Source organism: Flavonifractor sp. An91, assembly GCF_002159225.1.
In the GTDB taxonomy this organism is placed as follows: Bacteria; Bacillota; Clostridia; order Oscillospirales; family Oscillospiraceae; genus Flavonifractor; species Flavonifractor avicola.
This window is the reverse complement of sequence record NZ_NFHA01000025.1, coordinates 1-17517: the sequence shown is the minus strand read 5'-3', so window position 1 is coordinate 17517 and position 17517 is coordinate 1. Positions and strand designations below refer to the sequence as shown.

At 53.1% G+C, this 17517-nt stretch carries 17 protein-coding genes and 1 pseudogene; 2 read left to right on the top strand and 16 right to left on the bottom strand.

Features of this window, described 5'->3' with window-relative positions; translation table 11 throughout:
* Window positions 1-5: 5 nt before the first annotated feature.
* The 5 genes from B5G42_RS13110 to B5G42_RS13085 all read right to left on the bottom strand — a co-directional run bounded on the left by B5G42_RS13110 (window position 6) and on the right by B5G42_RS13085 (window position 6516).
* On the bottom strand, window positions 6-545 hold the full coding sequence (locus tag B5G42_RS13110) for a DUF3801 domain-containing protein (protein ID WP_242961225.1): 540 nt from the start codon (window positions 543-545) through the stop codon (window positions 6-8).
* Window positions 546-624: 79 nt separating this feature from the next.
* The gene (locus B5G42_RS13105; RefSeq protein ID WP_015535522.1) at window positions 625-2019 is read right to left on the bottom strand and encodes a helix-turn-helix domain-containing protein; all 1395 of its coding nucleotides are present in this window, start codon (window positions 2017-2019) and stop codon (window positions 625-627) included.
* An 84-nt stretch (window positions 2020-2103) separates the two neighbouring features.
* Window positions 2104-2703: a toprim domain-containing protein gene (locus B5G42_RS13100; protein ID WP_343286702.1), complete on the bottom strand. Its 600-nt coding sequence runs from the start codon at window positions 2701-2703 to the stop codon at window positions 2104-2106.
* 6 nt (window positions 2704-2709) lie between these two features.
* Window positions 2710-4797, bottom strand: coding sequence for a DUF3848 domain-containing protein (locus tag B5G42_RS13090; RefSeq protein WP_343286701.1), 2088 nt, complete (start codon window positions 4795-4797; stop codon window positions 2710-2712).
* 102 nt (window positions 4798-4899) lie between these two features.
* A complete protein-coding gene (locus tag B5G42_RS13085; protein ID WP_002596236.1) occupies window positions 4900-6516 on the bottom strand; it encodes a recombinase family protein in 1617 nt (538 codons plus the stop codon).
* Window positions 6517-6741: 225 nt separating this feature from the next.
* Between B5G42_RS13085 and B5G42_RS13080 the strand changes: the two genes are divergently transcribed.
* Window positions 6742-6942, top strand: coding sequence for a hypothetical protein (locus B5G42_RS13080; protein WP_002596235.1), 201 nt, complete (start codon window positions 6742-6744; stop codon window positions 6940-6942).
* A 64-nt stretch (window positions 6943-7006) separates the two neighbouring features.
* Here B5G42_RS13080 and B5G42_RS13075 read toward each other — a convergent pair whose 3' ends face one another.
* The 11 genes and pseudogenes from B5G42_RS13075 to B5G42_RS13010 form a co-directional block, all read right to left on the bottom strand.
* Window positions 7007-7201 carry a transposon-encoded TnpW family protein gene (locus B5G42_RS13075; RefSeq protein WP_002596234.1) on the bottom strand — a complete coding sequence of 65 codons (195 nt, stop codon included), beginning with the start codon at window positions 7199-7201 and terminating at the stop codon, window positions 7007-7009.
* 14 nt (window positions 7202-7215) lie between these two features.
* Window positions 7216-8058 (bottom strand): ATP-binding protein, encoded by an 843-nt coding sequence (locus B5G42_RS13070; protein ID WP_002596233.1) that lies wholly within the window; start codon window positions 8056-8058, stop codon window positions 7216-7218.
* Window positions 8055-8849: a replication initiator protein A gene (locus B5G42_RS13065; RefSeq protein ID WP_006356266.1), complete on the bottom strand. Its 795-nt coding sequence runs from the start codon at window positions 8847-8849 to the stop codon at window positions 8055-8057. The genes B5G42_RS13070 and B5G42_RS13065 overlap by 4 nt, the downstream gene beginning before the upstream one ends.
* Before the next feature lie 72 nt (window positions 8850-8921).
* The gene (locus tag B5G42_RS13060) at window positions 8922-9308 is read right to left on the bottom strand and encodes a cysteine-rich VLP domain-containing protein (protein WP_002596231.1); all 387 of its coding nucleotides are present in this window, start codon (window positions 9306-9308) and stop codon (window positions 8922-8924) included.
* Window positions 9298-10923 carry a relaxase/mobilization nuclease domain-containing protein gene (locus B5G42_RS13055; protein ID WP_002596230.1) on the bottom strand — a complete coding sequence of 542 codons (1626 nt, stop codon included), beginning with the start codon at window positions 10921-10923 and terminating at the stop codon, window positions 9298-9300. Before B5G42_RS13055 ends, B5G42_RS13060 begins: the two co-directional genes overlap by 11 nt.
* Window positions 10895-11293 (bottom strand): plasmid mobilization protein, encoded by a 399-nt coding sequence (mobC, locus tag B5G42_RS13050; RefSeq protein WP_002596229.1) that lies wholly within the window; start codon window positions 11291-11293, stop codon window positions 10895-10897. The genes B5G42_RS13055 and mobC overlap by 29 nt, the downstream gene beginning before the upstream one ends.
* 497 nt (window positions 11294-11790) lie before the next feature.
* Complete coding sequence (locus tag B5G42_RS13040) at window positions 11791-12003, bottom strand: helix-turn-helix domain-containing protein (protein WP_002586615.1); 213 nt, start codon at window positions 12001-12003, stop codon at window positions 11791-11793.
* Complete coding sequence (locus B5G42_RS13035) at window positions 11996-12418, bottom strand: sigma-70 family RNA polymerase sigma factor (RefSeq protein ID WP_002586616.1); 423 nt, start codon at window positions 12416-12418, stop codon at window positions 11996-11998. Before B5G42_RS13035 ends, B5G42_RS13040 begins: the two co-directional genes overlap by 8 nt.
* A 171-nt stretch (window positions 12419-12589) precedes the next feature.
* Window positions 12590-13357: a class I SAM-dependent methyltransferase gene (locus tag B5G42_RS13025; RefSeq protein ID WP_002586626.1), complete on the bottom strand. Its 768-nt coding sequence runs from the start codon at window positions 13355-13357 to the stop codon at window positions 12590-12592.
* 50 nt (window positions 13358-13407) lie between these two features.
* Window positions 13408-15327, bottom strand: a complete 1920-nt coding sequence (gene tet(W) / locus B5G42_RS13020) for a tetracycline resistance ribosomal protection protein Tet(W) (protein ID WP_002586627.1) — start codon at window positions 15325-15327, stop codon at window positions 13408-13410.
* Window positions 15328-15979: 652 nt separating this feature from the next.
* Window positions 15980-16108, bottom strand: a pseudogene (locus tag B5G42_RS13010) (Maff2 family protein); the annotation flags it as partial.
* Window positions 16109-16579: 471 nt separating this feature from the next.
* Here B5G42_RS13010 and B5G42_RS13005 point away from each other — a divergent pair.
* On the top strand, window positions 16580-17517 hold a 938-nt coding region (locus B5G42_RS13005; RefSeq protein ID WP_087271204.1), incomplete at its 3' end, for an IS110 family transposase.

Below are 17517 nucleotides of genomic sequence, written 5' to 3'. Positions count from 1 at the left end.
ACAGATTACCTCTCTTTCGATTTGGGCTTCTTTTTGGGTTTGGGCGGCTGGTGCCGGGTTGTTTTCTGAGCCGCCTTCTTCTGGGGTGCAGCCGGCTCCTCGGCCCTGGCAGCCTCCGCCTCCTTCTTCCGCTGGGCCTGGATGTCCCGCAGCTCCTGCCGGACGGAAGGCTTCTCGGCTCCATCAGAAGTACCCCTTGCGGACTTGCTGCTGCTCTCGGAGATAGGCTCGGACGGAGGGGATTTTTCCGCCGCTGGGGCAAAAGGGGCGTTCTTCTCCGTTGCCGGATTTTCCGGCTGGGCTTTTTCTTTCTGGGTGGGCTTTTCCATCAGCTCATCCAAAAGCTGGTCGTCCACACTCTTTTCCGGCATGGCCTGCTCCGGCGCGGCGGGTTCGCTGCCGCGCTGTTCGCGGGATTTCTCAATATCCTCCTTGATCGAAGCCGTATCCACAACGGTGAGCTTGAACTTCTCCACGATCCGGTTGGCTCTGGCGGCGTCATCCTCGAACACCAGAATGTCGATGGTAACATCATAATGGTTCATCACTCACGCTCCTCTCTAAAAATGGGCAGCAAAAAAGAGCGTCCATTTTCAGAACGCTCTCCAAAAAAGAGATTCGTTTTTACCGCGCCTTCTCCTGTTTCAGATGACGGGTGGGGATTGCCAGCAGCTTACGCACCCGGCTCTCCAAATGCTTCTCAATGGCCTGCAAATGTTCTTCCGGCAGGCCCAGGCTTTCGTGGCGCTTGAACCGGAACCCGATCATGCGGCGAAGCTGCTCTTTCTGCTTTGGCCCCATGACCTCTGCACACACTTCCTCATAGGAGATGTTGTAGGGGTTAGAACGGGTTTTTGCATACTCGTCCAGATTCGCATAATCTTCCTTACCGGCATAGCAGAACAGGGACAGCCCATTGTCAAAAATGGGGGCGGGCGCAATAATGTTGCCGCTGTGGTTATCCCGCAGGACGCCAAAGTTTCCAAAGTGGCGGTCCTCATTGTAAATCAGAGCGTCAAACACCAGCATACTGCGGATTTGCTCGGAAAACTCCGGCCCCAGCTTGTCGTAGTAGGCAAGGCAGGCGGCAATGCCCCCGGTTCGGACAATGCGCCCGATGGGGATATAGGCTGTGTCGATGTTGGTAAACAGGGCGCACTTAGAGGCGGTAATGCCTTTCCAATTCTCCAGGTCATAATGCACGGCGTTCAGACGCATGGTTTCCGCAATCTGCGAAGCATAATACTCGCAGTACGGCTCCCGGCCCGCATTGGACGCGCCGGTCGTGCCGCCCTTGTAGAGATAAATCCCATCGTGCTCCACATATCGCCACGCCTTGGGCAGCATACCGCCTGTGGTCAGCTCCGGGGATGTGGTAAACGCCTGCCTGCTCCCGCCTGCGCCGGTATAGGCCACCAGCGCCAGTATCTCGGAAAAGCGATTTTCGTAAAGATTGTATTGGGAGAATCCCCCCTCAAATCCTTCCGGCACCACCCAATAGCTGTCGTTGAGCGACAGCCCCTTGCACACGTCGATGATTCCCTTGGTGTCGTTGTGGCTGAGGCCAAGGGTTTTCAAAATCTCGTCCACAAAGGCGCGGTTTTTGGGGATAACCCGCCGCTCCAGCCAATGAATGACGCCCTCGCCGGTGCGCTCCATATCCAAAGGCAGCAAATGGGCCTGCTCCTCGTTGGTGTATAAGATTTCAGCCACAAGGCCGGACAAGCCCTGCTTTTCCATGGAAAAGCGCATTAGCTCCGTATCATAAATGCGGAGACTGTAAACATTACTCATAGGCTCCTCCTTGTCGTTCAGTTCCAGTGAAACATCCTTTCCCAGCGCCGAGGCGATTTTTAAGATCATATCAAGCGTGGGGTTCTGTGTCCCACTTTCCAGGCGGTTAATGCCGGAACGCTGGATTCCCAGCCGCCTTGCCAGTTCTGCCTGGGAAATGCCCTGCTCCAGACGGGCCTCCACAAGCTGGGATATGATTTTCTGCCGTTTGCGCAGTTCATCCATACTCTCACCTCACTGCTTTAATGTTAACATATATGATAACAATTTGCAAGAGGGAGAATCTGTCGAAGCTGCAAAACTGGCAACTCACCGCTCCGGCTCTTTGCTGTGGCTGCCCCGAATGGGAATCCCCAGCCGGTGGCACAGAAAATCATTCACATCCTTTCCACGGGGCGGCGGTTTGTTCTCCACACGGTAGCCCTCCGGCATGACAGCCATGATTGCCTTGGCCGCCAGCCGGCCAGCCGTGTCATTGTCCAAATGGAGATAGACGGTTTTCACATGGGGGTGGTCATCCCAAAATCGGGTGAGGGCCACCGGCAGCTTGCTTTCCTCCATCTTTTTCTTCGGCTGGTACACCCCGGCCAGGGACAGCAGATTGTGCCGCCGCCAGTCAATCCCGTCCAGCTTGCAGAGAGTGGCATAGGACATCACATCAATGGCGCACTCGCACAGATGGACTGCCGGATTTTCCACGCAAGCGGGCAGGGCGAAGGAAAAGTGCTTATCACTGCCGCTTAAATCCCCGTGGAACCGGGCTTCACTGATTCCCCGCAGGCAGCCGAACCGCGCCTTGCCATCCTTGTCGAAGCCCACAAAAACCACGTTGCTGTGGCCCTTGTTCCGGCTCTCATAAATCCGCCCGGTCTGAACGCAGTATACCTGCCCCGCAGCGCAATGGCAAATGTGCGATCACCTTTCTTTCTGCGCTTTGGCTTTCTGTTTGGCTTCGGCGGCCCTGGCCTGTTCCTGGACGGTATCCCAAACATTTTCCATGTGGGATGTTTCTTTATTTTCCCACCGCTCAAAAATCTGCTTCAGGGGCTTGCCGGATTTCAGCAGCGCCCTGGCCTGGCTGTCCTCCAAATCGTTGTACTCTAACGACATCAGAATGTCCTCCCGCATCGTGTACTCGTAGGCGTGGTTCAAAATCTCAGCCGCCGGCTGGGAAAGCAGCCAGTCCCGGAACTGCTCCTGTTCTGCAAACATTTTCTCATAGAGCCTGGTATTCAATTCTTCGTTGGTCATCGTATCCTCCTTTACCGTGCCAGCTCCGCAACCCTCCGGGCAGGCACATCCTCGCCCTCGTCTGGGGTAGGGCAACTTCTTCGACTGTGCAAAGCCGTTCTCATCGCAGACGAGGACATCACGCTCAGATTCCCTGGCATTTTCATAGCTGCCGGCTGATTTCAAAAACACCTGGAACTCCGCGCCGGATTCCGGGGTTTCGATCTGGGTTTCCCCGTCGTCGGTATGCTTGATGATGGCGATGTCGCCCTTGATGACCTGTTCCGTCACGTCGTTGGCGGTATCGTTCAGCTCAATCTCATATAACTCCGGTTCCGCGCCTACCTTGTGGATGGTGGAATCCAGCAGGTAGCCCTCGCTGGGGCTGATTTCACGGATTGTCCAGTCCGAATCGCAGACGTAATATCCGGTAGTGAACTGGCCGTTCTCATCCGTGGTGAAGCTGTCGATAAGGGTGTCTCCCTTATACAGCCCATACACAGCGCCGGCCAGAGAACCGTCGCCCTGGGGCGCGCCCGTTTCCACATCGCTCTTGGTGACGGTGACGCGGAACTTCTTCAGCACGTTATTCACGCTCTTGTGAGTAACTTCGTTCCACTCGATGGTGGCTGTCTGGGAATCCGGCACCACATAACGGATGGGGGTATCCACCTCCTCCAGTACATAGCCCGTGCCGATGAGCACGTTTTCAAAACGCGCCACGCCGTTTCCGTCCGTCACAGCATACTCATCCACCGGCTGCCCGGAGAGGGATGTGCCATACAGATGGAAGGTCATGCCCTCCACCAGTCCGTCCTCGCTGGTTTTCGTCACTTCCAGGCTGCCGCGCTTCAGCTTGTTGTTGAAATTCACGGTAGCGGTCTGGCCGCTGACGATGGTCACGCGCTGGGTTTCCTGGGGTTCATATTTGTCAATGGACTGCTCGGTTACGGTATAAACGCCGGGGTTGAGGTCGGTGATGTCGATCTCGCCCGCCTCATTGGTGGTCTTGGTGGCGCTGTACCCCTCGCCGGTGATAGTGAAGTTGATCCCGGCTACCTGTCCATCCTCGGAAGTCTTAATCAGCTTCATATTGCCGGTTTTCACTTCCATGTTCAGATAGCCCACCATAGAATCGGACACGGTTTCCCCATAGGTGGCAAAGTCCTGCTTGCCGCCGCCAGTAACGCCGTCTGTCCAAACTACAACACCGCTGCGCTGGGCAGTCACTTTTTCCGCCTTAATGGTCACAGAGCCTTTGATGGCCTGGGCAGAAGTGATGGTGAGCTGGTTGCCATCCACAGAGAAATTCAGGCCGGTGGTGCTGCTGGAGAAGGTGTAATCTCCCAGCACATTGTTTTCATCCGTGAGAGTGAGGGAATACTGCTGGCCATCCCATTTCAGCTCATAGGCACCGGCGTCTGCGGTGCTGCTGAAAAAGCTGGGGAGCATAGTGTGGCGCTTGACCGCGCTCTCAATGGCGGAATACTGGCTGAAAATCTCGCTATATAGGGGATGGTCGGCGCTGATATATTCCGTCACGTTGTTTTTGCCCTGGGCATTGGCGTCCACATGGTTAAACTGGCTGTCGCGCTCACCCACGACGGTTTCCCAAACAAGAAGCTGGGTAGCGATATATCCCGCGATCTTGCTGGCGTCCTCCGGGTTCCCACTCATCCATGAGGTGCTGGCGTTGCCCTGCCAGCCATAGGTCATAATCCGCCCGATAGTGCCGACCACGGCGACGCCAGCGCCAGCCATGAGCTGCTTCATGCCCTGAGACTTTGCTTATGTGTGATAAAGAAGCAATAGAAGTGCAAAAAATTTTGCCGTTCCTATCCGACACTTGGCCATTGTGTCGGATAGGTCGGGCGGTTATTCGGGCAAGTCAATCTTGCCGACAAAGCTGTAATAAATCTCAATGTCCTGCCTGCGGGTGCCGTTCTCATCATAGCTGCACTCATGCACCACAATTTTCTCGATCATTTCCCGCAAGAGAGTGGGGGTCAGTTCTTCAAAGGCAAGGTGCTTGCGGACAATGCCCATAAATTTCTCGGCGTTGACGGTAGCTGCCTGTGACTTGTCCAGTTCGGCTTGCAGGGCGGCGGCTCTCTTTTTCAGCTCCGCTTGCTCGGCTTCGTAGTCAGCCGACAGTTCCATGAAACGCTCATCGCTGATTTTGCCGTTTACATTGTCCTCATACAGCCGCTTGATAATGCGGCTGATTTCAGAAATGCGTTCCTGCGCCTGTTCAAGCTGCTTGATGGCTGCGGCGGTCTTTCGCTTGCCGCCGATCTCGTTCTGCTGGACAAGTAGTTTCACAAACCGGCTCTCATGCTTGGCTGCGTATTCGGTCACTTGCCGGAGATTTGCCAGGACACCAGCGGTCAACAGATCGGTGCGGATAAAGTGCGCCGTACAGTTGCGGGTGCGCTTCTTGTAGCTGCCGCAGATGTAGCAGTCCTGTTTGCGGTCTTTGTTCTGATACCGCTGCTGATACAGCACATGGCCGCAGTCGGCGCAGAACAAAATCCCGGAGAACAGCCCCACTTCATCGTAGCGGTTCGGGCGTTTGCGCTGTTTGCGTAACTCCTGCACCCGTTCCCATGTTTCCTTGTCGATGATCGGCTCATGGTGGTTCTCGAAAATGGCCTGCTTCTCGACGGGGTTCTCTATGCTGTGCTTGACCTTATAAGAAGGCTTTTCCGTTTTGAAGTTCACCAGACATCCGGTGTACTCTCGGTTTTCGAGGATATGAACGACGGTGTTGGTCGCCCATTTGCACTCATAGCCTGGGTGATAACGGCGGGTGCTGCCTGTCCGCTGATATTCCAGCGTCCCCGGCGTGGGGATTTGCTGCTCCGTCAGCATACGGGCAATCTTGGTCGGGCCGTTCCCGGCAAGGCAAAGCTGGTAAATCTGCTGCACCACCGGGGCGGCTTCCTCGTCTATAATAAAATTCTCGTCCTCGTCCATCACATAGCCGTAAACCGGCTTGCTGGTAACAGGCTTGCCGCTCATGCCTTTTGACTTTTTCACTGCCTTGATTTTCTTGCTCGTATCTCTCACCAGCCATTCATTGAACAGATTTCGCAGCGGGGTAAAATCGTTGTCCATGCCCTCGCTGGCACTGTCCACATTATCGTTGACAGCGATAAAACGCACACCCTTTTGAGGGAACAGCATTTCCGTGTAAAACCCTACCTGCAAGTAGTTTCGCCCTAACCGGCTCATGTCCTTGACGATGACCGTACCCACTTTCCCGGCTTCAATGTCCGCAAGCATGGCTTGAAATCCGGGCCGCTGGAAGTTCGCGCCGGAAAAACCGTCGTCGGTGTACCAGCGCAGATTGGTAAAGCCGTTCTGTTTTGCGTAGGTTTCGAGTATCCTTTTTTGGTTCGATATGGAATTACTCTCGCCTTGCAATTCATCCTCGTGGGACAATCTCGGATAAAGGGCGGTAATGAGGTTTTGGGTGGCTTGTCTTAACATAAAATCCTCCGTTTCCGACAGCCAGCCCCACTATTCCGTGGTTTCATTGTACCACGGAACGGCGGGGGCTGTACAGCGGCAAAAGCGTTAAATTTGCTTCTTTACAGCTTTTCAATTTTCCGATTTTTATGGTATGGGTTGTCGTCCCATATTTGCAGTAGAAAAGTTCATAACTCCGTGGTATACTCTGATTTAACAAAAAAATCAGAAGTTAAAGGAGAAAACATGAAGTATACAATAGATGAATTAACCGCGGCCAAAAGGCAAATTGATTCAACTCTGCACAAGCTAAGAGAAACAGTAAAAACATTTGAATCAAAGGATAATTCCGAGCGTTATAAATCACAAATCACATTGGCAAAGAGAAGAATAAAAGCCTTTGAAATTGCAAATTATTTTATAGAGAATGAGATTAAGAATTGCTAAAGCACTTCCGATTTTCGTTCCAGCGGTCATGCTCCCTGGCATGGCCGCTTTTCCATGCCCCGGTTCACGCCGGATAAGTCGGCTCCTGTGTAGCAGCGGCTTCCGCTTCCAGTACCCGCGCCATTTTGTCGGCGGCTGTGGTTGTGGTGTCTTTCTTGAAATAGCCGGACACGACAAGGACGGAATTGCCCATGCGGATTTCCGTCACACAGTCAGGGCGGCGGGTGGTGCGGGTGTCGTGCTGCTTGTTATCTGCCATAGGCAATACTCCTTTCAGTCGGTAATCAGTTTCTTCATGCTCTCCATTTTCCGCTTGGCGGTTTCCTGCCGGAAGTTGTCGCCGGTAAAGCGTACCGGGACGCACATGGAAAGCAGGCGGTCATAAATCCGGGAATGGGCGGTGTCCTCCGGGTTGTGCAGGTCGTCCAGCGTAAGGTTGGTCGTGACGATCAGCGGCTTGCCGCTGCGGTAACGGCTGTCAATCACATTGAACACCTGTTCCAGCCCGTATTCCGTCCCGCGTTCCATGCCGAAGTCGTCAAGGATCAGCAGCGGATAACGACAAAGGCGGGAAATGTACTCGTTGCGCCCCTCAAAGCTGGCGGCAAGGTCATTGAGGATAAGAGCAAAGTTCGTCATGCGGACGGGGATTTCTTTCTCCATGAGGGCGTTTGCGATACAGCCTGCAAGGTAGCTTTTGCCGGTGCCTACGCCGCCCCAGAACAGGCAGCCGATATTGTCTGTCCGCATATCTTCCCAATGCTCCACATACCGGCGGGCAAGCCCGGTCTGCGGGTTCCTGCCGTTGTCGTTCTCGAAAGTCCAGTCCCGCATGGTGGGGTCGGTAAAGCCCCGGCGTTTCAGTTCTTCCACGGTGTCAAGGTGTCTGCGCCGCTTTTCGGCGGCTTCCCGTTCCTCGCGGGCGGTTCTCTGGCAGTCGCACTCTGCCGGGTGGCGGTCGCGCCCGAAGATAGCGGCCTTATCCGGCGCAAAATAGGCTTCTTTCGGCTTGCGGCACTTGCCGCAGTACAGTAAACCGTCCTCGCCGGTGTAGTCCTCCGGCTCCGGGATGGTGGTCGTCATATTCTCCAAAACCGCGTTGATTTCATTCTTCATAAACTCTCGCCCTCCTTGCATGAGTAGTCTGGTATGCCCTTTTTAGGGGCTTCCTTTTTGTCGTTCCCCGCCCATATCCGCAGGGCGGCGGCATAGTTCTGGTAGCTTTTCCCGTTGGCGGCAAGGTAGCGGCTCATTTCCTCGATGAACCGTTCCAGCCTGTCAGGGTACTCTGCCTGCAACTCGTCGTATTCGGTCTGTGACAGAAAAATATTTCCATATCGGCCATAGGGCGCGGACGGCCCCCCACTCACTCCCTTTGTTTGGCTCTCTGTAAGGTTGTTTATAGTAGTTTGGTTAGGGGACGGTTTTCCGACCATCATAAGGTCGGTTTTCTGACCATCAGTAGGACGGTTTTCCGGCTCTATGAGGGGCGGACTTCCGGCCATCAGTTGGTCTGAAAACTGTACCTGTGGCACTGGCGGTACTTTGACATAAAGCCGGTTCGGTGCGGAGAAGCCGCCCCGTTCCCGTTCCAACAGCCCCGCCGTGTCCAGTTCATTAAGCGCCCCCTTGATGGTGGTGCTGCCTTTATCCAGTATTTCTGCTATCTCCGCGATGGGATAGATAATATAAATCCTGCCCTCGTCGTCCAGCCACTTGTTTTTCTGGGAGAGGGTGGAACGGTCTAACAGCAGCGAATACAGCAGCTTGGCGGTCTGTGAAATCTCCATTTTCAGCAGGAAACGGGGATACGGCAGATAGGCGGGCAGCCGCGTGTCTGCCCTGATATAATCAGCGATAGGATCACCTCCCTGTGTTCGGGTTGATTTTGGCGTATTGTCACGCATTAAAACGCCGTTTCCGGGGGAAAAGGATAAATGTATCGCGTACCCTTTGACACCCACGAAAAAAGCCTTGATTTATGCGGGTTTGAAAGGCTCTAAAGCGTGACATCTCTGCCTTTGTTTCCGCTTTCTCTCGGCGGCTTTGATTTTCTTCATGCGCCCGGCGCAGTCGGGGCAGTATTTTCCCCGGTTGGATTTGGGGACAAAGGCCGCCCCGCAGACGGCACACCGTTTCCGGCTTCCCCGGCACAAGAGGGCTGCGGCCAGCTCCCCGTCAAGGGGCAGGACAGCCACACGGAACCAGTGGCACATGAGGGAAAAGGAAATGCTCTGGACGCACACGCAAGGCTCCCCGTCGTCCAATAGCAGGCAGTTCCCCTCATCGTAGTTACAGCACTCATGTACCAGCCGCCGCGCCCGCCGGTGCTGGCGGTAGTCCATGTGGGGCAGGTTATCGCTCATGGCTCTGCTCCTTTCTGCGGTGCGGCTCGTCCCGGCGCAAAATCTGGTCGATGTTCCGCTTGACGGTCTGCAACTCCTTGAACCGCTGTTTCTGTTCGTGATAGGTGTTATACAGGCCGTCTTTCTCGGAGATAAGCTGCTCGATCTCGGCCTGCAACGCTTTCCGGGCGGGCAGCTTGGTAATGCCATGCGCCTTGAAATACCGGGCTGCTGCGTCGGCTATGATAAAATCGCTCTCATGGGCCTGCCGGTATGCGGCGCGGGCTTTCTCGGATTTCTGTGCCCGCAGCCCGTCGCGGGCGGCCTTGGTCTGGGCGTAGGCCAACACCTGCCGCTGCAACTTCTTTTTCCCTTGCAGCTTCGTTTCCAGTGCTTTCAGTTCGCCGCTGGTCTGGCGCATTTTCTGATAGGCGGTGTCAACGGCGGCTTCTAACTGCTCCGGGGAAGTAAAGCCGTATTGCTGGTAGACGGACAGCGTTTTGGCGGCCTGCTTCAGATTGTGTATCTTCGCCCAGCGTTCATAGCCCCGGCCTTTGCCCTCGGCCATTTTCTGCTCAATGTCCACAAGCCGCTGCACTCCGTCCTGTTTCGGGGCGGCTATCTCGGCTCTGGCAACCTGCAAGCGGTCTTTTATGGTGCGTGGGGGATCGGGGGATCTGGCTGGCGCTTCGGCTGCTCTGGCGGCGTTTTGCTCTAAAACGGCAAAGACAGCGGCGCGGTCAAAATCGTCGCCCAGCTTCCGGGCGGTAATTGGCTTTGTCCTGTCCGGCGTGAGGTAGGAAAGCCGCCCCCGGCTCTCCTTGACGGTCACACCCTCCTGCAGCAACAGAGAGGAAAACTCGTCAAAGCTGGCGGCGGTGGCAAGGGCTTTCCGTAGGGTCTGCCGCAGCTTCTCCTTGTTCGTTTCAAACTTGGTCTGCCGGGGCGTGATACTATCGGCAATCATGGGGGCGTTCTGCTTGTCCAGCGCGGCCTGTCCCTTTTTCTGCGCCCAATACTCCCGGTCGGTGACGCGGTTCTTGCTGCCGTTCAAGAGGTCGATTTGATAAAGCCCCTCCCGGTGGCACATCTCCATGACTTCGGATTTGAAGTAGCGCAGGGCAGCGTCGGTACATCGGTGCTTGCAGCCGACTTTCGTATCGGCCGGCCTGTCCATGTAGGGCAGGAACGGCACTTCCTCAATCCGCAGGCTGTTTATGACGATATGCACATGAATGTTGCCGCTGTGGTTATGCCCGTCCGGGTGGGTGCAGACAAGGGCCTGGTGGCCGGGAAAATGCTCTTTACAGAATTGTTCCCCCAACGCCTGCGCCCGGTCTACGGTCAGGCCGTTGTCCGGCCCGTCCCGCGGGTCAAAGCTGATGATGTAGTGGTGGCTTTTCACATCTTCCCGCCGCTGGTTTTTCTGATAGCGGAGATTGGCCCGCATACACGCAACGGCAAAATCCTCCCCGTCGCAGTTCAGCGTGGACAGCCGGTAGTCCTCGCGGGGGATAAGCCTGCCGGTTTCATCAAGGACGGGCTTCATGGTAAACTCGTCATGCTCAAAGAGAAGATATTGCTCGGCGGCTCCGTAGTCGGCGTTTTTAGAGTTGATATGCTTGAGTGTTGCCAACCGCGTCACCTACTTTCTTGAGGACTTCATACTTGAGGACGGCAAGGTCGGATATGGCGGCGCGTACCTCGCCGGAAAGGGTGTTGTAGGGTACGCCGTATTCGTTCAGATACCGGGCAATCTGATTGAGGTTGCCGCCGATCCTGCCGTACTCGGCTGTCAGCTTCCCGACAGCGGAAAGCAACTCGTCATTGACCGACGACACATGGACAACCGGGCGTATGGTCGCCCGCCGTATCGCCTGCCGGAGAAATTCGGACTGGCTGATACCATAGGGCGCAAGCCGCGCTGTGAAGTCGGCATACTCATCTTCGGACAGCCGGGTTTTCACAACGCGGCTGCGGTGGGGCGTGTTGTATTTCTTTCGCATGGTGTGACCTCCTTTCTCGCCCGTAAGGGCGCATGAGCAGGGTTTGGGGAAGGCACTCCCCAACAAGTTTCCCGCGAGGGGCAAAACTGCAGAATTGCGGATTTTGGCACCGTGGTAGAAACTTGCTCTCCGTGACTGCAAACTTTCTCTCACTTCCGTCCGCCACTTTTTTGGAAAACTGCAACCACAAAAGTTTGTTTCTCTTTTTCTGCTACTACTAATCCTGTAAAGGGCATTCCTGCCCGCTTTCGCTAAAATGACACCGGACGCAGTGGTTTCTACCCGGTGTTGGAGAAATCCTTTCTCTTTGCCCTCTACTACGGGTAAATGCTCCAAATGCCAAACACCAGGGCAGAAAAATTCCCTCCTCGCTTACTACTACAACCGGCAGGGGGCAAAATGGCCGGGAGCGGAGCCGGACAACAAAAAAAGCAGTAAATCTTTTTCAAGACTTACTGCTTTCGCTGGCCGCGTCGGTGGCGGCTGGTATTCAGTTTTTATGACTTGTCCGGTGGTTCGTCAAGCCGGAACTTGAATTGACAGTCAATTAACCGCTGCTTTACATAGTCCTCCACCTCGGCGTTGACCTGCCCGTTCACTTTTGAGAAATAGCGGATATATCCGGCGTAGTGGAGCAGGACAGCGTTCACGGCTTCTGGGTCGCCCTCACGGGCTTTGAGGATTGTTTCATAGGGGAGAAGTCTACTCATACCGGCTCACCCCCATTTCTTCGCGTAGCCGCTGCAAGGCAAGCTGGATATGCCGCCCCGCTGTGCTGCGTGACCGGCCAATACACGCGCCGATCACGCGCTGCGGCTGGCGCAGAAAGTAATAGCGCAGGATTTCTTCCCGCGTCTGCTCCGGCAAAACAGAGATCGCGTCGGCAAGGGCGGCGTTGCAGAGCAGGACGGTCTGACCGCAGACGGTAAATGGGTATTCCTCGTCCGGCTCCGACGCGGCAAACTGGACAAACTTCTCGTTCATCAGATAGTCAAGGGAAACTTGCCGTTCCCATTGCCGTTTAAGCTTCAAAATCTTGTCCAAGGCGGCACAGCGGATAACAGTCTTGCAAAAGGCGTTGTACCTGCGCTGGATATATTCTTGATAGGCTATCTGGTCGGTCATGGAAATTCCCCTTTCTGAATAATAGTGCGGGGCGGTGGCACTTCTTGCTGTCGCCCCTTGATTGCCTACCAGCAAAGGCGGGCGGGGCTGTCAACGGCTGCGCATATGCGCCGTTCATCTTGACCGTTGACTGGCTCGGCTGGGTTTGCTATTTACCCGACAAACTTGAATTTATTTTAAGCTATCACGTTTTACCTTCTTAAGCCTTACTATCATTACCATAGGAATTTCTTTGTTGGTTTTAAAACATTCTTCATAAAATCCATCAATGACAAATCCAGCTCTAAAACAAAGGTTAAAAATATCTTGTATGGAACGATGATAATAAATCTGCTCTTTCGGTTGCCCTTCAATCGCTATATCATAGTAACTGTGCGGTGTCATATATTTTTCAGTCAACGTGACAAAACAAGGGTGTTGCGTTGCAAAGACAAAAATTCCGCTTTCCTGCAACAGTTCATAAACAGCCATAAGAAGTGGTTCAATATCCGTAATATCCATAATTGCCATATTAGAAACTGCTTTCGTAAAGGCTCGATTTCTTTTTAATTCTAATATACTTTTTCTATCGGTCGCATCCGCCACACAAAATTCAATTTGTTTTGCATATTGTGATTGCCGTCTTTTAGCCAATTCTATCATTTTTTTGCTGTAATCAAAAGCGACAACCGAAGCGCCTCTTTGTGCAAGATACGAAGAATAATTTCCATTGCCACACGCAATATCCAAAATGTAATCCGCAGGATTAGGAGATAGAAGTTCCGTTACTTTGGGACGCACTACCTCTCTGTGAAATTCATTAGATTCGTCACCCATTGCATTATCCCAAAATTGTGCGTTCTCCTCCCAGATTTTTTTACTTTCCTCTGTTCCCATGTTCTCTCCCACTCCCCAAATTTGCTTTTTTGCTTCCATTAAATCTTCCTTACTATATTCCATTGTTACCCTCCATAACTTCTGATTGTTGCCGTCTTGACGATTATGTATCTTTACATTACCTTCTGAAACATATGGCGCACCTTGTCCAGGCGGCTGTTTGGACGGCGGGGCTGGATGACCGGCTGACCGACAGCGGCCTGATATCCTTTCAGCTCTGTAAGGCATACGCTCCGCCCGTTGGTGTAAAAGGCCAGATCAGTACGGTATGCCTGTATACAGCGGGCGGGAATCTCGCCAGTAAAGACAACTTCATCCTTTTTTACCTGGGCCGTTTCGATGGTGGCACAGTATTTCGGTGCATCATGATAAGCCCTGGAAAGGTATTCCTGGGGCGCATAGAGGATGAAGGAGAGATAAGGTTCCAGCAGCTGCGTCCCCGATTCCTTCAATGCCTGTTCCAATACAATCGGGGCCAATGAGCGGAAGTCCGCCGGCGTGCTGACCGGACTGTAATAAAGCCCGTATTCAAAGCAAATCTTACAGTCCGTTACGTTCCAGCCGAACAAGCCCTGCTCCAGCCCGTAACGGATACCATCCCTGACAGCGTTTTGAAAACTCTGGTTCAAGTATCCCAGCGAAACCCGGCTCTCGTATTGTACACCGGAGCCAAGCGAGAGTGGTGTAACAGACAGTCCTATGGATGCCCAAAACGGGTTGGGCGGCACCTCGATATGGATGGTGTGGCTGGCTGCTTTGAGCGGCCGCTCCATATAAATGACGGAGGGTTCCTTTACCACTGTTTCAAGCTTGTATTTTTCCGACAGCAAAGCGGAAACAACCTCCAACTGCACCCGGCCCAAAAAAGAAAGAATGATCTCATGGGTGATGGAATCCACTTCGCAACGCAAAAGCGGGTCAGTATCCGCAAGTTGCGTAAGAGCGTCCAGCAGCCGTTCTCTTTGCGCTGCCGTTTTCGGCGCAATCGTCGTCCGCAGCATGGGGAGGGGGTCCTCGCGCCACCTTTTACGAGGGAGCCGGGTTTGGTCCCCTAATACATCGTTTAACCTCACGCTGTCGCTGGGAAGGATAACAATTTCACCCTGATAAGCGGTGTCTGTCCGAACAATTTCCCCTTTGGATGGAATACGCATCTCTGTGATTTTCAGCTTTTCTCTCCCGGCCAGGGCCACCGTATCCCGCAGGCGCAGCGTTCCGCTGTATAACCGTAGATAGACACGCCGCTGGCCGCAATCGGTGTACTCAACCTTGAAAACGCTGCCGCATAGGGCGGCGCCCCCCTGTTCCCCAATCGGTTGGAACAGCCCTGTCACCGCATCCATCAACGGTTGAATGCCAAGGCCATTTTTGGCGCTGCCATGATAGACTGGGAACAGGGAGGCGTCTTGAACCCGCTGCTGTTCCTCCCGCGCAAGTTTTTCCCGGCTGATTGGTTCTCCTGCGATATACTTTTCCAATAATTCATCGTTATTTTCGATGACCGCATCCCATGCTTCTATGTCGGTATTTTCCTCCAGGACTATTTCCGGGGACAGCGACACCGTCTGCTTGATGATAATATCGGCGGAGAGCTTATCCCGAACAGACTGAACCACGCTCTGCAAATCAACGCCAGCCTGGTCGATCTTGTTGATAAAGATAACGGTGGGAATGTTCATTTTCCGCAGGGCATGGAACAGAATACGGGTCTGGGCCTGCACGCCATCTTTAGCGGAGATCACCAAGATGGCCCCATCTAAAACAGCCAAAGAGCGGTACACCTCCGCCAAAAAATCCATGTGGCCGGGCGTATCCACAATGTTAACTTTACATCTGTGCCACTGGAAGGAAGTGACTGCCGCTTGAATGGTAATCCCACGCTGCCGCTCCAAAAACATGGTGTCCGTCCTCGTTGTCCCTTTTTCGACGCTCCCCGGTTCTGAAATGGCTCCGCTGGCATATAGCAGGCTCTCCGTCAAGGTCGTCTTTCCAGCGTCTACATGGGCAAGAATTCCAATATTGATTATTTTCATGTGATTGTCCTCCCTTTACAGCCCCAAAGGGCATAAAAATCCCCAGCAGTAAAATACTTTTACCACTGGGGATTATAAGTTGCGGACATACACATATACAGCATACACCTGTTTGTGATTGCTGTTTTTGGGGATATGTCAAAATTGATAAGGCAAAAGTATTCTTAAATTGGGTACAAAAAACTAAGCCCCTACAAAAGGAGCTATCATAATCCTTTGTTCCCACTATTTGATTATAGTTTTATTTAAGAATACCTTGCCGCATATTTTTTACTCCTTTTCTGGATTAAATCATTGTATCACATCAGTTTTAGGAAAGCAAGTACCTAAAAGAAATTTTTCTTCCCCTTATATGTAACAATCATACCGGCTTCCTAGCGTTCAGAATGTTTTCTGCTGTCTGCTGTGGTGTTTGGTTGGAATTGTCCAACCAAAAGCCGATCCGTGGTGTTGTCTGCATTTTACTAAATACAAATTCAATGTATACAGAAAGATATAAGGAGTGGGAGGGATTCCGCCGTAGTTGGCATTGTAGGAAAATCCAAAAGTTTAGATTTTCCCACAATGCTTATCTTTTGGTCTTTGGTTCGGAATAGTGTAGTGCTGGCGGTCTATCTCTTGTTTTCGGTTGCTTGCTTCCTTACCGTACATGAGCATTCGCACCGGGGTTGTCGTTGCCGTAACCTTCCAGCAGGTTGATGACACCCCAGATGCCGAGACCAGCGCCCAGAGCGATAACGAGGGTCTGAAGAACGGTGATAGCCTGATTGAAAAATGCCATAAATTATAGTTAGCCGGAATCATTTGAAAAGTTTGATTTAGTCATTCATAGGCATACAAAAGCCGGAACAATCGGCACCCGGTTTCCGGGGCCTGATTCCGGCTGTCCTCCTTTTTTCATTATTTTTTGGTGATTGTCCGCTTTGTACGCCGATGGCCCCATCCGGGGCGGTTGAGGCGGGTAGATAAGATCACTCCTATTACAATAAATTTGGACAGGAAAGCCGGACAGCCAGTCCGGCTTTCCCTCCATCTCGTGCCTAAGCTACAATGAGAGGAGCAACTGGCTGACCAATCACTCCTTGGGCTTGTATGTCCGTGTGAAAGACTGTTAGCCATCCTCTCGTTGCAGCGTTCGATTTAAGCAGGTTGAACCACCGGATGTCGGAGAGTTCGTGTCACACAATAGATTGAATCGGCAGCGAGAAAAGATGGATTCCGGTTGCAGATTCTTTGTATTGGAGGAATGTGAATGAACTGCGTTGGCATCGATGTTTCCAAGGGTAAGAGCATGATTGCAGTCATGCGGCCCTTCGGAGAGGTAGTGGTTTCACCCTTTGAAGTACGTCACACCGCCAATGAACTGAGCGAGCTGGCAGGACTGCTCAAAAGCCTGGACGGCGAGACCCGTGTGGTGATGGAATCCACGGGTAATTACCATGCTCCGGTGGCCTGGCTGCTCCACGACGCGGGCCTTTATGTCTCGGTAGTCAATGCAATGCTGGTGCATGACTACGGAAACAACAGTTTAAGACGGGCCAAAACCGACAAAAAGGATGCCGTAAAGCTGGCCAACTACGGTCTTGACCACTGGCTCACATTGCCGAGATATATCCCGGAAGAAGATGCCCGGCTCATGCTGAAGACCTGCTACCGTCAGTACCAACAGTATTCCAAAGTACAGACCATGCTGAAAAACAACTTGATCTCCCTGCTGGACACCGCTTTCCCTGATGCAAACCGCCTGTTTACCAGTCCGCCCCGCGCCGATGGCAGCGAAAAGTGGGTGGACTTTGTAGCTGCTTTCTGGCATTGCGAATGTGTCTGTGGCCTGTCTAAGAAAGCCTTTACCACCAAGTACCAGAAGTGGTGCAGAAAGCACGGCTACAATTTCAGTGAAGATAAGGCGCTGGACATTTATGTCTCCGCCTGTGGACGCTTCGGTGTCATGCCGAAAACAAAGACGGCAAAACTTTTGGTAGAACAGGCCATTTCCCAACTCCAGGCAACTTCCGCCGCGTTAGCTGCTCTCAAACAGGAGATGCAGTCTCTGGCAGCTTCTCTGCCGGAGTATCCTGTAGTGATGGGGATGTTTGGTGTTGGCCCCACACTCGGCCCCCAACTCATAGCTGAAATTGGAGATGTGCGCCGTTTTCATTCCAAGAAAGCGCTGGTGGCCTTTGCGGGTAT